This is a genomic window from Klebsiella sp. LTGPAF-6F, assembly GCF_001753185.1.
Classification (GTDB): Bacteria; Pseudomonadota; Gammaproteobacteria; order Enterobacterales; family Enterobacteriaceae; genus Klebsiella; species Klebsiella michiganensis.
Map to the genome: position 1 here is coordinate 3093722 of NZ_CP017450.1, position 14288 is coordinate 3108009.

Here is a 14288-nt window from a genome sequence, read left to right on the forward strand (position 1 = left end):
GTTGCGCTTATGTTTGATACCTTACTGATTGCCAACCGCGGCGCCATCGCCTGCCGCATTCTGCGCACCCTGCGCGCGATGCAGGTGAAAGGCGTCGCCGTCTATTCCGAAGCTGACCTGAGTAGTCTGCATATCCGCGACGCGGATGAAGCGTTAAGCCTCGGCGACGGCCCGGCGGCGCAAACCTATCTGGTGACGGAGAAGATCCTCGCTGCCGCGCAGCAGAGCGGCGCCAAAGCGATCCACCCCGGCTACGGCTTTCTGTCTGAAAACGCGGCCTTCGCTGAGGCCTGCGAGGCGGCGGGGGTGGCGTTTGTCGGCCCCACTCCGCAACAGCTGCGCACCTTCGGCCTGAAGCATACCGCTCGGGCCTTAGCCAAAGCCGAGGGCGTGCCGCTGCTGGAAGGCAGCGAGCTGCTGGCCGACAGCGGCGAAGCCTGCCGGGCGGCTGAGGCGGTGGGCTATCCGGTCATGCTCAAAAGCACCGCCGGCGGCGGCGGGATTGGCATGCGCGTCTGTCGCGACGCCCGTGAGCTGATTGAGGCGTTTGCCGCGGTGCAGCGGCTGGGACAAAACAACTTCAGCGACGGCGGGGTATTTCTCGAAAAATATATCGAACGCGCCCGCCATCTGGAGGTACAAATCTTCGGCGACGGGCGGGGAGAGGTCATCGCGCTCGGCGTGCGCGACTGTTCAGTCCAGCGACGTAACCAGAAAGTGATTGAAGAGACGCCCGCGCCGAATCTGCCTGACGGGATGGCGCAGGCGCTATGCGCGGCGGCTATCGCGTTGGGTAAAGCGGTGAGCTACCGCAGCGCCGGGACGGTGGAGTTTGTCTACGACAGCGCGGCGCGGCAGTTTTATTTCCTCGAGGTAAATACCCGGCTTCAGGTCGAACACGGCGTCACGGAGCAGGTGTGGGGCGTTGACCTGGTGCGCTGGATGATTGAGCTGGCGGCGGGGGCACTGCCTCCGCTACCTGAGCTGGCCGCCGGGTTACGGCCCCAGGGCCACGCTATCCAGGCGCGAATTTACGCCGAAGATCCGGGGCGGCAATTCCAGCCTTCTCCCGGACTGTTAACGGACGTCTTCTTTCCGCCGGCGGACGGCGCAGCCCTGCGTATTGACCGCTGGGTGGAGGCCGGGTGCGAAGTCCCGCCGTTCTTCGACCCGATGCTGGCAAAAGCGATCGCCTGGCGCCCCAGCCGCGATGAGGCTATCGCCGGCCTGGCGCAGGCGCTGGCGGAGACCCGCCTGTACGGCGTAGAAACTAACCGCGTGTACCTGCAACAAATTCTTGGCTTTGCGCCCTTTACCGAAGGCGAGCCCTGGACCCGCTGCCTTGAGCAGCTGCGCTACCGCGCGGCGACCGTGGAGGTGCTGAGCGCCGGAACCCAGACCAGCGTGCAGGACTATCCGGGACGTTTGGGGTACTGGGCGGTGGGCGTACCGCCGTCGGGGCCGATGGACGATCGCGCCCTGCGTCTCGGCAACCGCCTGCTGGGCAATGCCGAGGGAGCGGCCGCGCTGGAAATCACCCTCAACGGGCCGACCCTGAAATTTAATACCGACGTTCAGGCGGTGGTGTGCGGCGCGCCATTGGCGGTGACGCTCGATGGCGTAGACCAGCCGCTGGACTGCGTATTGACTATTCCGGCGGGGGCGACCCTGAAGCTGGGCGCGATAAGCGGCGCGGGGGTCAGAAGCTATCTCTGCCTGAGCGGCGGCATTCAGGTACCAGACTATCTGGGGAGTAAAAGCACCTTTACCCTCGGCCAGTTTGGCGGCCACGGCGGACGGGCGCTGCGCGGAGGCGACGTGCTGCATCTGGCGCCGCACGCCGCCGCCAGAAGCGGGGATCAACTGCCCGCCGCGCTACGCACCGCGCTGGCTGAGGTGCGGACGCTGCGGGTGATTTACGGCCCCCACGGCGCGCCGGAATTCTTTGCGCCGGAATATATTGCGACGTTCTTCGCCACGGAGTGGGCGGTCCACTTTAACTCCAGCCGCACCGGCGTGCGCCTGATTGGCCCCAAGCCGCTGTGGGCCCGCGACAGCGGCGGCGAAGCGGGGCTGCATCCGTCGAATATTCACGATAACCCTTACGCGGTGGGCGCGGTCGATTTTACCGGCGATATGCCGGTGATCCTTGGACCGGACGGGCCGAGCCTCGGCGGTTTTGTCTGCCCGGTCACGGTGATTGAAGCCGACCTCTGGCAGTTAGGCCAGCTCAAGGCCGGGGATAAGGTGCGTTTCGTGGCGGTGGATTTACCCACCGCCCGGCGGCTGGCGGAAGGGCGGCGCGCCGAGCTGGCGACCCTAAGTCACCAGGCGATAGCCTGGCAGCCCGCGCCGCTGACGTCGCCTGTCGTGATGACCTGCGGCGAGGCGGACAAACGCCTGGTGGCGCGACTCTCCGGCGATACGCATCTGCTGCTGGAAGCCGGGGAGCCGGAGCTGGATCTGGTTCTGCGTTTCCGCATTCACGCCCTGATGCAGGCCCTGGAAGCGCAATCAAGAGACGGCGCGATCGATATCACCCCGGGGATTCGCTCGCTGCAAATCCATTTTCAGCCGGAAACGTTGCCCCTTGAGACGCTGCTGGCGTGGGTGCGCAGCGAGTGGTCCACGGTCTGCCTGAGCGACGATCTGCAGGTGCCGACGCGCGTGGTGCATCTGCCGCTCTCCTGGGACGATCCGGCCTGCCGCAGGGCAATCGATAAATATATGACCACCGTGCGCCAGGACGCGCCCTGGTGCCCGAGTAATCTGGAATTTATCCGTCGCATCAACGATCTGCCCGATGAACAGGCGGTATGGAATACGGTATTTGACGCCAGCTATCTGGTGATGGGGCTGGGCGATGTTTATCTCGGCGCGCCGGTGGCGACGCCGCTTGACCCGCGCCATCGCCTGGTTACCACCAAGTACAACCCGGCGCGCACCTGGACGGCGGAAAACTCGGTCGGCATCGGCGGGGCCTATCTGTGCGTCTACGGCATGGAGGGGCCCGGCGGCTATCAGTTCGTTGGCCGGACCCTGCAGATGTGGAATCGCTATCGTGAGGTAGCGGATTTTGCCGGCAAACCCTGGCTGCTGCGTTTCTTCGACCAACTGCGTTTCTATCCGGTTTCGGCCGAAGAGCTGCTGCAAATTCGCCGCGATTTCCCGCTCGGACGCTACCCGCTGCGCATTGAGCACAGCACGCTGCGGCTGGCGGAATACCAGCAGTTTCTCCGCCGTGAAGCGCACAGCATCGGCGCGTTTCGCGAGCATCAGCAGCAGGCGTTTAACGCCGAACGCGATCGCTGGATAGCCAGCGGGCAGGCCCATTTTGACAGCCAGGAGAGCGCCGTGGATGAGGGCGGAGACGCGCCGCTGCGGCAGGGTGAACAGGGGGTGGAAAGCCCGATTTCCGGAAACCTGTGGCAAGTACAAACGGCGGCAGGCAGCCGGGTCCGCGCGGGGGATGTGCTGGTCGTGCTGGAGTCGATGAAGATGGAGATCCCGCTGCTGGCCCCCTGCGATGGCGTTATTCAACAGGTTCACGTGCAGCCGGGCAGCGCGGTACGCGCCGGGCAGCGGGTGGCGGTGATTATTGAGGAGAAGGCATGATGCAGCAGACGTTTGATTTACGCCTGGCAACCCTGGCGGAGCGTTACCGCACCGGTAAAACCACGCCGCGCAGCGTGCTGGCGGACATCCGCCAGCGGGCGCAGGCGCTTAACCCCGAGTTCAGGCTGTTTATCCATATTCTGAGCGAAGAGGAGCAGGAGCCGTTTCTGGCGGCGCTGGATGACCTCTCGCCGGCCGCGCTGCCGCTGTACGGCGTGCCGTTCGCCATCAAAGACAATATCGATCTGGCGGAGATTGTCACCACCGCGGCCTGTCCGGCGTTTGCGTATCGGGCGGAGCAGAGTGCGACGATTGTCGCTCAGCTGATTGCGCTGGGCGCCGTGCCGGTCGGTAAAACCAATCTCGATCAGTTCGCTACCGGCCTGAACGGTACCCGATCGCCGTACGGTCGCTGCCGCAATAGCTATCATGCGGAGTATCCCTCCGGCGGTTCCAGCGCCGGTTCCGCGCTGGCGGTGGCGCTGGGCGTTGCCAGCTTCTCGTTGGGCACGGATACCGCCGGTAGCGGCCGCGTCCCGGCAGGGCTGAATAACCTGGTGGGTCTGAAGGCCAGTAAAGGGCTGATATCCACCGCAGGGGTGGTCCCCGCCTGTCGTACGTTAGACTGCGTGACCTTTTTCAGCCCCACCGCCGACGAGGCCAGCCAGCTGCTGGCGCTCGTCGCACAGTGCGATCCGCAGGACGCCTGGAGCCGTCGTAATCCTCAGTGGAACAGCCGTCAGGCGTTCGGCAGGCCGTCCGCGGGGTTTCGTTTTGGCGTTCCGCGCGAGCTCAATTTCCTCGGCTGCCGCGCAAGCGAACGCCTGTTTTCCCAGGCCCGGCAACGGCTGACGGCGCTGGGCGGGGTGGCAGTTGAGATTGATTTCACGCCGTTTCTGGCGGCAGCCCGGCTGCTGTATGACGGGCCGTGGGTCGCCGAACGCTACGCGGTGGTCGGTCCGCTGATGGCGCGGCAGCCGGAGGCGGTACTGCCGGTTATTCGCGACGTGCTGGCAAAAGCGCCGGGCACCGACGCCACGGCGACCTTTACGGCGATCTATCAGCTACAGCAGTACAAAGCCCGGTGCGACGCGATACTCGAGACCCTGGACTGCGTGCTGACGCCAACCTATCCGCGCCCGGTGACGCTTGACGAGCTGGAGGCGGAGCCGATCGCGCGCAACGCCGATCTCGGGTACTACACCAACTTTATGAACCTGCTGGACTATGCCGCGGTGAGCGTGCCATGCGGATTTATGCCGGACGGATTGCCTTCGGGCGTCACGCTGTTTGGCCGGGCCTTTACCGACCAGTATTTACTGGGCCTGGCCGATGCGTTTCAGCGCGCTGAGCGGCTGCCGCTGGCGGGCGGAGCGCGGCTGGAGACCCCGCCGCCTGAACGCGTCGCCGGCCATGACCGAATGGCGCTGGTTGTTTGCGGCGCTCATCTCTCTGGCCTGCCGCTTAACGGCCAGCTGCTGGCGCGGGGCGGTCGGCTGCTGCAGGCGACCCGCAGCGCGCCACACTATCGTTTATACGCTCTCGCGGACGGCAAACGCCCGGCGATGGTTCGCGCCGATAGCGGCGGGGCGTCGATCGCGGTTGAAGTGTGGGAGCTACCCAGCGCGGAGGTCGGTTCGCTGCTGGCGGCCATCCCCGCGCCGCTGGGCCTGGGAAAAGTTGAGCTTGCCGACGGACGCCGGTTAGCGGGCTTTATCTGCGAAGCCAATGGATTAGGCGAAGCCACGGAGATTACCGCCTACGGCGGCTGGCGCGCCTGGCTGGCACGTTAAACTACAACCCCTCCATCGCTTTTTGATGGAGGGGATTGGTGACACTGTCACCTTAAATTTCTAACATGCTGAAACATTTCTGCCAGATCATTAGCAACCTTTCGGTAGGGCTCCCGCTGCGATAACGCTATTCTTCCCCGCTTTTCCCTTTTCAGGCACTTTGTAACCCAGGTAAATGACCGCTAATGTCCCTAATGAGAGATGAAATTCGCGACCATTCAGCGGAAAAGATGCTATTTGTCCGCCGTGCCGTCATTGCGTTTCTACTGGTGGTGATTTGCTTCGCCATCCTGATCCTTAATCTTTACCGCCTGCAGGTGGATCAGCACGACTTTTATCAGACGCGTTCAAACCAGAACGACATTAAAATGCTGCCCATCGCGCCGAGCCGGGGGCTAATTTTCGACCGCAACGGCATCCCGCTGGTACAAAATATTACCCTCTACCGTTTGCAGGTGATCCCGAGCAAAATCGCCGATATGACGGCGCTGCTGCAGCAGCTGACGCCGATCGTTGATTTAACCCCGCAGGATATCGCCGACTTCCGCGACGATATGCACCACAACAGCCGCTACAAAGAGGTGACGTTAAAATCGGACCTGAGCGATGTTGAAGTAGCGCGTTTTGCGGTCAATGAGTTTCACTTCCCTGGCGTCACGGTGGAGAGCTATCAGCAGCGCGCTTACCCCTACGGCGCCGAACTGGCGCACGTGGTTGGCTATGTCTCGAAGATCAACGACAGCGATCTGCAAAAGCTGGCCAAAGCCGGGGAAGAAGAGAACTACGCCGCCGACCACAATATCGGCAAGCAGGGCATTGAAGGCTACTACGAGAAAGCGCTGCACGGCACCACCGGCTATCAGGAAGTGGAAGTGGATAACCACGGGCGGGTCGTGCGTCTGCTAAAAGAGGTCCCGCCGGTGGCCGGGAAGAACATCTACCTGACGCTGGATCTGCACCTGCAGCAGTATATCGAATCGGTGCTGAAGGGGCAGCGCGCGGCGGTAGTGGCCGTCGATCCGCGCGATGGCGGCGTGCTGGCCATGGTGTCGAGCCCCAGCTACGATCCCAATCCCTTTGTCAGGGGCATCGGCTATCAGGCCTACCGTTCGCTGCTCGATAACCCGGACCGGCCGCTGATTAACCGGGTCACCCAGGGTCTCTATCCGCCCGCATCGACGGTGAAGCCCTACATGGCGCTGTCGGCGCTGTCGGCGGGCGTAATCACGCCAACCACCTCCTTCTTCGGCGCGCCGACCTGGACGCTGCCGGGGACCCAGCGCCGCTACCGCGACTGGCTGAAGAGCGGCCACGGCATGCTTAACGTCACCAAAGCGATAGAAGAATCGGCGGATACCTTCTTCTATCAGGTGGCGTTTGAGATGGGTATCGACCGCATTCACGAGTGGCTAAGCAAGTTTGGCTACGGTCAGTCTACCGGCATCGATCTTAACGAAGAGTATGCCGGGGTGCTGCCGAGCCGGGAGTGGAAACAGCGGGTGCATAAAAAACCGTGGTATCAGGGGGATACCATTTCCGTCGGTATCGGTCAGGGCTACTGGATTGCCACGCCGATCCAGATGGTCAAGGCGCTGACGACCCTGATTAACAACGGCAAAGTGCAAAATCCGCATCTGCTTTACTCCATGAAGCAGGGTAATAAGGTCGAGCGCTATCAGCCGCCGCAGGATCTGCCGCAGGTTGGCGATCCGCATTCGCCGTACTGGGGCGTGGTGCGCAACGGCATGTACGGCATGGCGAACCTGCCAAACGGCACCGGCTATAAGCTGTTCCATACCGCGCCGTACCAGATCGCCGCAAAATCCGGGACGTCCCAGGTCTTCAGCCTGAAGGAGAACCAGACCTACAACGCGAAGATGATCCCGGTGCGCCTGCGCGACCATATCTTCTATACCCTGTTTGCCCCCTATCAGCATCCGAAGGTGGCGATGGCGCTGATTCTGGAGAACGGCGGCGGCGATGGCGTGGTTGCGGGACCGACGGCGCGCGCCATCCTCGACCATATCTTCGACCCGGCCAACGCGCCGGCGGAACAGGGCGCGACGTCGACGGTGCCGCAGGTGGAGAGCGCCGACGCGCAGTAAACGTTATTCACTCTGAGCATAAGCGTTAGCGGATTGGTTATTTGCCGCCGCCGGCGCTTTTGCTCATAGTAGCGTTCTGTGTTGCTGTGAAAAAAGGCGCTCTGATGTCGTTAAGCCGAAATACGCTTCTTCTTGTACAAACCGGGACTCCGCCGGATGAAATCGTCTCCGACCACGGCGATCTTCCCCTCTGGTTTGGCAATTTACTGGCGCCGTGGCGCAATAAAATCAGCGTGGCGCGCGTCTATGCCGGAGAGCCGCTTCCCGCGCCGGATAACGCGACCATCGCGGTGATTACCGGCTCCTGGGATATGGTGACCGAACGCCTGCCGTGGAGTGAAATGACCGCGGCCTGGATCCGCGAGGCGATGGCGATAGAGATGCCGCTGTTTGGCGTCTGCTACGGGCATCAGCTGATGGCGCACGCCCTGGGGGGTGAGGTGGACTACCATCCAGCCGGACGCGAAGCCGGGAGTAAAACCATTTCGCTGTCCGCACACGGCCTGGCGGATCGTCTGCTGGCTGACCACCCGGCGCCGTTCAGCGCGCACCTCACGCATATGCAAACGGTCACCCGATTACCGCCAGGGGCAAAGGTGCTGGCTTCGTCGCAGCACGACCCTCACCAGATTGTACGCTACGGCGCGCATGCCGTTTCTACGCAGTTTCATCCGGAGATCACCCCGGCGATTGCCCGCTCGCTGATCGCGTTCCGCCAGGCGGCGCTGCGCAACGAGGGGGTTGACCCGGACAGGCTGAGTCGTGACGTTGTGGAGAGCCCGGTGGCCTCGGCGATTCTGACCCGCTTTGTCGCAGGCTACCTGCAGCCAGACCTGAACCCGGCTTAACCTCAGCGCTGTTTTTCCGCGAGCCAGGCCGCCGTTTCACCGAGGATTTCGTCGGAAAACGCTGAATCCGCGGTCATCCGCGCCAGAATTAACGCGCCGACCATGGCCGACCAGCTGCCAATCGCCGCGCGGCGGCTGGCTTCAGCGTCCCGATCATCCATCGCTTCACTGAGCTGCGCTATCTGCTGCTGCAGCCGTGCGCTCATTTCGTCACGCGCGGGCTCGGACTGGCGGATGGTTTCCGCCGCCAGCGCCGCCAGCGGGCAGCCGCTGGCAAAATTATCCCGATGTTCGGGGGAAAGATAACGCTCGATTTGCGCGACGACGTCGTTTTTCGCCGCGTCGTTCTCTATCTTCAGTTCCGCGAGGGTTTGGGCGATCAGGTCATCCTTCGATTTGAAGTAGCCGTAGAATCCGCCGTGGGTCAGACCGGCTGATTTCATAATATCGGTGACCGTGACCGCGTCAAAACCCCGCTCGCGAAACAACCGTCCGGCGGCGGTCAGGATTGTCTGCTTATTCTCTTCAACCTGTTTTCTGCTCACTCTCATGGCGTCGTCCTGCTGCGAAATTATTTATGATGACCATCATATAACATTATTTACAGCATACCCAGCCCGTGCCATTATACATGACGACCATCATGTATAAATTGAGGAGTACACCTATGAGCAGTGAATCAGCGGTGCTGGTAACCGGCGCATCGACCGGAATTGGCGCAGTCTATGCCGAACGTTTTGCCCGCCGCGGCCACGACCTGGTGCTGGTCGCGCGTAATCACGAGCGGCTGACGGCGCTGGCCGAGCGGCTGCGCGACGAAACCGGCGTTCAGGTCGACATCCTGCAGGCCGACTTAACCCAGGATAGCGACATCGCCGCCGTGGAGCAGCGGCTGCGGGAAGACGCGCGTATCAGGATTCTGGTCAACAATGCCGGCACCTCGATTCCCGGTGATTTCCTCCACCAGAGCAGTGACGATATCACTCGCCTGATTACCCTCAACGTGACCTCTGTGGCTCGCCTGGCGAACGCGATCGCGCCGCGTCTGGCCGAGGCCGGAGAGGGGGCGATTGTCAACATTGCGTCGGTCGTTGGGCTGGGTCCGGAAATGGGGTTGACCGTCTACGGCGCCGCGAAAGCCTTTGTGCTGTTTCTCTCGCAGGGGCTCGACGTTGAGCTGAGCGCGAAAGGCGTATACGTTCAGGCGGTACTGCCGGCGGCAACGCGCACCGAGATTTGGCAGCACAGCGGCAAAGACGTGGATACCATTCCCGGCCTCATGGAGGTGGATAAACTGGTGGATGCCGCCCTGGTGGGGTTCGACCGCCGCGAATCGGTGACCATACCGCCGCTGCATGATGAAACGCAGTGGCAGGCGCTGAACACGACGCGTCAGGCCATGCTCCCCGGCTTTGCGCAATCTGAACCCGCGGCCCGTTACCTGTCGCGATCGTGAGTTTGTCGCACCGTGTATCGGAAAGGAGAGTCGATACACGGTGCGACAACATCCCGCCATGTCACGCCCGGCACGGATACAACGCCTCTGGAAGGCAGTGCTGCGCACAGCCATCATCGGGCCGGTAGCCCGGGCAGGCGCTTTGCGCCGCCCCCGGGAGAAGAGCGCTGAGTGGCAGAATACCCGGAGGCGGTGCTGCGCACCTGTCTGGGCTACAGGTTCACAGCCATCTTCAGGCCGGTAGCCTCAATATCGTGACAACGTCACAAATTCAGGGCAAAAAACCATTAAAAAAGCCGATAAGGTGAGTTATCGGCTTTCAAGGTTAATGCGAAAACAAATTTACTGCGCCAGCAGCTCCTGGGCGGTACGCTCTACCAGACTCAGCAGCACCTTCACGTCCTCTAACGTCACGATCGGGTTCAGCAGCGTCAGCTTCAGACAGGTGACGCCGTTGTGCTCGGTCACGCCGACGTTAGCGCGACCGGAAGCCAGCAGCGCATCGCCAACCCGCTGGTTGAGCAGGGCGACCGCGGCATCGTCGCTGCCCGCCATCTGCTGCGGACGGGAACGGAACAGCACGCTCGCCAGCTGCGGCTGCATGACCAGCTCCAGCGTCGGCTGCGTTTTGACGTAATCCGCCACGTTCAGCGCCATCGTCACGCCGTGATCGATGATTTCCGCGTACTGCTTCTGGCCCAGCGCCTCCAGGCCCATCCACAGCTTCAGCGCGTCGAAGCGGCGGGTGGTCTGCAGCGATTTGGATACCAGGTTCGGTACGCCGTGCTCTTCATCGAACTCAGAGTTCAGATAGGCCGCCTGATAGCGCATCAGCTCATAGTGACGGGCTTCTTTTAACAGAAACGCGCCGCAGCTGATGGTCTGGAAGAACTGCTTGTGGAAATCCAGGGTGATGGAGTCCACTAAGTCAATGCCGTCCAGACGATCGCGATACTTCTCGGACATCAGCAGCGCGCCGCCCCAGGCCGCGTCAACGTGCAGCCAGATCTGGTGCTCAGCCGCGACGGCCGCAATCTCGCGCAGCGGGTCGATTGCCCCCGCGTCGGTGGTGCCGGCGGTGGCGACGATGGCCATAATCTGTTCGCCGTTAGCCTGCCCCTCGGCGATTTTCGCTTTCAGATCCGCCACGTCCATCCGCGCGAATTCGTCGGTTTTCACCAGCGTTACGGAACGGTAGCCGAGGCCCATCAGCGCCATGTTCTTCTGCACCGAGAAGTGGGCGTTTTCTGAACACAGCACTTTGTACTGACGAATATCGCCCGGCAAACCATCCTGCTGGATGGAATGACCCCGGCGGGCAAAGAAGGCATCGCGCGCCAGCATCAGGCCCATCATGTTGCTCTGGGTGCCGCCGCTGGTGAAAACGCCCGCATCGCCGGCGCCGTAGCCGACCTGAGCGCGCAGCCATTCAATCAGCTTGATCTCGATGATGGTGGCTGACGGGCTTTGGTCCCAGGAGTCCATGCTCTGGTTGGTGGCGTTAATCAGCACTTCCGCCGCCTGGCTAATCACCAGGCTCGGGCAGTGCAGATGCGCCACGCACTGCGGGTGATGTACCGACAGGCTGTCTTTCAGGAAGTACTCGATCGCACGTTCAATCGCCGCCTGGTTGCCCAGACCCTGTTCGTTGAAATCAAGGGTGATGCGCTCACGCAGTTCGTCAACGCTTTTCCCCTGATACATTTCAGGCTGCTGCAGCCACTGCGCTACCGCCTGGCTGGTCTGGGCGATCGCTTGCTGGTAGGCATCAATACTTTGCGCGGAACCAGCAAGAATCGGATTCAACTTGGACATTGCGGTCACTTACTCCACTCAGACCGGTTTTACGCCGGCGGCCAGCAGGGCCTGTTCAAATTTGTCGAAGAAAATTTCCAGCTCAGCGTTGCTGATCAGCAGGGACGGCAGCAGACGCAGCACGCAGCCGTGGCGGCCGCCGCGCTCGAGGATCAGACCCGCTTCGAAGCATTTCTTCTGCAGCAGCGCGGAGAGTTCGCCATCCGCCGGGTAGCAGCCCATGTGGTCCGGCGCTTCGTTCGGTTTAACGATCTCGATGCCGATCATCAGGCCCAGACCGCGAACGTGGCCGATAACCGGATAGCGTTTCTGCATCTCGGCCAGCTTGCCTTTCAGCCATTCGCCCTGAGCGGCGGTTTTATCCGCAATGTTATTGTCTTTCAGGTGGCGCAGGGTAGTCAGGCCGGTGGCCATCGCCAGCTGGTTGCCGCGGAAGGTGCCGGTATGGTGACCCGGTTCCCAGGCGTCGAACTGCTTTTTGATACCGAGAACGGCCAGCGGCAGACCGCCGCCAACGGCTTTCGACATCACGATAATGTCCGGCTCGATGCCCGCGTGTTCGAAGGCGAAGAATTTACCGGTACGCGCAAAGCCTGCCTGAACTTCATCGATGATCAGCACAATGCCGTGTTCCTGAGTCACTTTACGGATGCGCTGCAGCCACTCGACCGGAGCAGGGTTCACGCCGCCTTCACCCTGAACGGCTTCCAGGATCACCGCCGCCGGTTTACGCACGCCGCTTTCGACGTCATTGATCAGGTTTTCGAAGTAGTAAGTCAGCGCTTTCACGCCGGCTTCACCGCCGATACCCAGCGGGCAGCGGTACTGGTGCGGGTAAGGCATAAACTGCACTTCCGGCATCATGCCGTTAACCGCCGCTTTTGGCGACAGGTTGCCGGTGACGGACAGCGCGCCGTGGGTCATCCCATGGTAGCCGCCGGAGAAGCTGATCACGGAAGAACGGCCGGTGTATTTTTTCGCCAGCTTCAGCGCCGCTTCCACGGCGTCAGCGCCGGACGGGCCGGTGAACTGCAGACAGTATTCTTTGCCTTCGCCCGGCAGCAGGGAAAGGAGGTATTCAGAGAAGCGATCTTTTAACGGAGTGGTCAGATCGAGAGTATGTAACGGCAAGCCGCTGGTAATGACACTTTGGATGCTCTGCAGCACATCAGGGTGGTTGTGGCCGAGTGCCAGAGTACCTGCGCCGGCAAGGCAGTCCAGATACTGTTTATTATCCGCATCGGTCAGCCAGACGCCTTCCGCTTTGGTAATCGCAAGGGGCAGCTTGCGCGGGTAGCTCCTGACATTCGATTCGAATTCAGCCTGACGGGCCAAAAAGGTATCGTTGTTTGCATCTAATAAATCTGCGCCTAAAGTATCAATACGGACTTTATCCGTCATCATATCACTCCCACAACCAGCGTTACGGTTGAGCGCTGGTTGAATAAATTGGTGTAAGAAATTGAATCGCCATGCATTAAAGCGGGCACAATATATGGCTTTTTAGATACGCATTCAACGTTTTATTGATTAAGGTATATTTACGTTATTTTTACACAGGCAAAAACCAACGTAACCATTTGATTTAAATCAGGTGTTTTAAAGGATAAAAGACCTTTAAAATTGTAATTATTAGTGAGGAAGTTTCTCGTTTTTTAATACTGCCGGGCGGGCATTGCTGGCGAAAAGTTTCCGCCAGCAATGGCATGACTCAATGCAGCTCAACCGCATAATTTGTTAAAGGTGTGACTTTTTTCACCAACTTATTGTTATATAAAAACTGTTCATAAGCTTCATACCGTGGTTTATCCAGCGCCGCCGGATCGCTGGCAAACAGAGGAAGGGTTTTCAGCCATGCCTGCTTGTTCAGTTCGGTGTTGAGCTCGGGATGCGCGGCGGCAAACGCCTGCCAGGTCTCCTGCGGGTGAGCTCGCAGGTAAGCGACGCCTTTTTGCAGCGCCTTGAGGAAGGCCCTGATTTTCGCCGCGTGGACTTCATCCCGGTTGGCGACAATCACCAGCTCGTCGTAGGCCGGTACGCCGTAATCCTCAACGTTCATCACCTGCGGATCTTTCCCCTGCAGCTTCAGCTCCAGCGCTTCGATATTACGATAGCCGCCAATGACCGCGTCGACCTGTCCGGCCAGCAGGGCGCTGGTCAGCTGGAAGTTAACATTGATGAGCTTGATGCTTTTGGGATCGATTTTCGCATGCTGCGCCATGGTGGCCAGCGTCGCCTGTTCGATGCCGCTCACCGAATATCCTACTTTTTTGCCCTGCAGATCGGCGGGAGATTTTATGCTTTTATCCAGCGCGATCACCGTATTCAGCGGCGAATTAATCAGCGTGCCGACGCGGACCAGCGGCAGCCCTTCATCAGCAAAAAAATGCACCTGCGGCTGGTAGGTAATCGCCAGGTCCGCCTGGCGGGCGGCAACCAGCCGCGGCGGCAGCGCCGGGTCGGACGGCGGCACAATGTCGACGTCCAGCCCCGCGTCTTTAAAGGCGCCAATCTGTTCGGCCACCAGGATCGGCGCGTGGTCGGGATTGATATACCAGTCCAGCACCAGGGTGAGTTTCTCGTTGGCCAGCGCCTGACCGCTGAACAGCGCGGCAAGCGTCATACCGGCATAAATACGTTTACGCATGGTTAGTCC

General features: G+C 61.0%; 9 protein-coding genes. 5 read left to right on the top strand and 4 right to left on the bottom strand.

What is annotated here, in order from left to right:
• Positions 1–9 precede the first annotated feature (9 nt).
• The 4 genes from uca (at position 10) to BJF97_RS14515 (ending at position 8361) form a co-directional block, all read left to right on the top strand.
• A complete protein-coding gene (uca, locus tag BJF97_RS14500; RefSeq protein WP_032695019.1) occupies positions 10–3615 on the top strand; it encodes an urea carboxylase in 3606 nt (1201 codons plus the stop codon).
• Positions 3612–5408, top strand: coding sequence for an allophanate hydrolase (atzF, locus tag BJF97_RS14505; RefSeq protein WP_032695018.1), 1797 nt, complete (start codon positions 3612–3614; stop codon positions 5406–5408). The genes uca and atzF overlap by 4 nt, the downstream gene beginning before the upstream one ends.
• 185 nt (positions 5409–5593) lie before the next feature.
• Complete coding sequence (gene mrdA, locus BJF97_RS14510) at positions 5594–7513, top strand: penicillin-binding protein 2 (protein ID WP_014838458.1); 1920 nt, start codon at positions 5594–5596, stop codon at positions 7511–7513.
• Between the two features lie 104 nt (positions 7514–7617).
• Positions 7618–8361, top strand: coding sequence for a glutamine amidotransferase (locus tag BJF97_RS14515; protein ID WP_014229326.1), 744 nt, complete (start codon positions 7618–7620; stop codon positions 8359–8361).
• Positions 8362–8363: 2 nt separating this feature from the next.
• Here BJF97_RS14515 and BJF97_RS14520 read toward each other — a convergent pair whose 3' ends face one another.
• Positions 8364–8912 (bottom strand): TetR/AcrR family transcriptional regulator, encoded by a 549-nt coding sequence (locus BJF97_RS14520; protein WP_014838459.1) that lies wholly within the window; start codon positions 8910–8912, stop codon positions 8364–8366.
• Positions 8913–9028: 116 nt separating this feature from the next.
• On the opposite strand from BJF97_RS14520, the gene BJF97_RS14525 reads away from it, so the two are divergent.
• Positions 9029–9817, top strand: a complete 789-nt coding sequence (locus tag BJF97_RS14525) for an SDR family NAD(P)-dependent oxidoreductase (RefSeq protein WP_032695017.1) — start codon at positions 9029–9031, stop codon at positions 9815–9817.
• Between the two features lie 342 nt (positions 9818–10159).
• Here BJF97_RS14525 and BJF97_RS14530 read toward each other — a convergent pair whose 3' ends face one another.
• The 3 genes from BJF97_RS14530 to BJF97_RS14540 all read right to left on the bottom strand — a co-directional run bounded on the left by BJF97_RS14530 (position 10160) and on the right by BJF97_RS14540 (position 14279).
• Positions 10160–11641 (bottom strand): pyridoxal phosphate-dependent decarboxylase family protein, encoded by a 1482-nt coding sequence (locus BJF97_RS14530; protein WP_164913907.1) that lies wholly within the window; start codon positions 11639–11641, stop codon positions 10160–10162.
• A 9-nt stretch (positions 11642–11650) separates the two neighbouring features.
• Positions 11651–13036 carry a diaminobutyrate--2-oxoglutarate transaminase gene (locus BJF97_RS14535; protein WP_032695015.1) on the bottom strand — a complete coding sequence of 462 codons (1386 nt, stop codon included), beginning with the start codon at positions 13034–13036 and terminating at the stop codon, positions 11651–11653.
• Positions 13037–13343: 307 nt separating this feature from the next.
• Positions 13344–14279, bottom strand: coding sequence for an ABC transporter substrate-binding protein (locus BJF97_RS14540; RefSeq protein WP_014838463.1), 936 nt, complete (start codon positions 14277–14279; stop codon positions 13344–13346).
• Between the last annotated feature and the right edge of the window lie 9 nt (positions 14280–14288).

What these genes read in the sequence shown, in the direction of transcription:
- uca (WP_032695019.1), top strand. Translation starts at nt 10, where the DNA reads ATGTTTGATACCTTACTGATTGCCAACCGCGGCGCCATCGCCTGCCGC.
- atzF (WP_032695018.1), top strand. Translation starts at nt 3,612, where the DNA reads ATGATGCAGCAGACGTTTGATTTACGCCTGGCAACCCTGGCGGAGCGT.
- mrdA (WP_014838458.1), top strand. Translation starts at nt 5,594, where the DNA reads ATGTCCCTAATGAGAGATGAAATTCGCGACCATTCAGCGGAAAAGATG.
- BJF97_RS14515 (WP_014229326.1), top strand. Translation starts at nt 7,618, where the DNA reads ATGTCGTTAAGCCGAAATACGCTTCTTCTTGTACAAACCGGGACTCCG.
- BJF97_RS14520 (WP_014838459.1), bottom strand. Translation starts at nt 8,912, where the DNA reads ATGAGAGTGAGCAGAAAACAGGTTGAAGAGAATAAGCAGACAATCCTG.
- BJF97_RS14525 (WP_032695017.1), top strand. Translation starts at nt 9,029, where the DNA reads ATGAGCAGTGAATCAGCGGTGCTGGTAACCGGCGCATCGACCGGAATT.
- BJF97_RS14535 (WP_032695015.1), bottom strand. Translation starts at nt 13,036, where the DNA reads ATGATGACGGATAAAGTCCGTATTGATACTTTAGGCGCAGATTTATTA.
- BJF97_RS14540 (WP_014838463.1), bottom strand. Translation starts at nt 14,279, where the DNA reads ATGCGTAAACGTATTTATGCCGGTATGACGCTTGCCGCGCTGTTCAGC.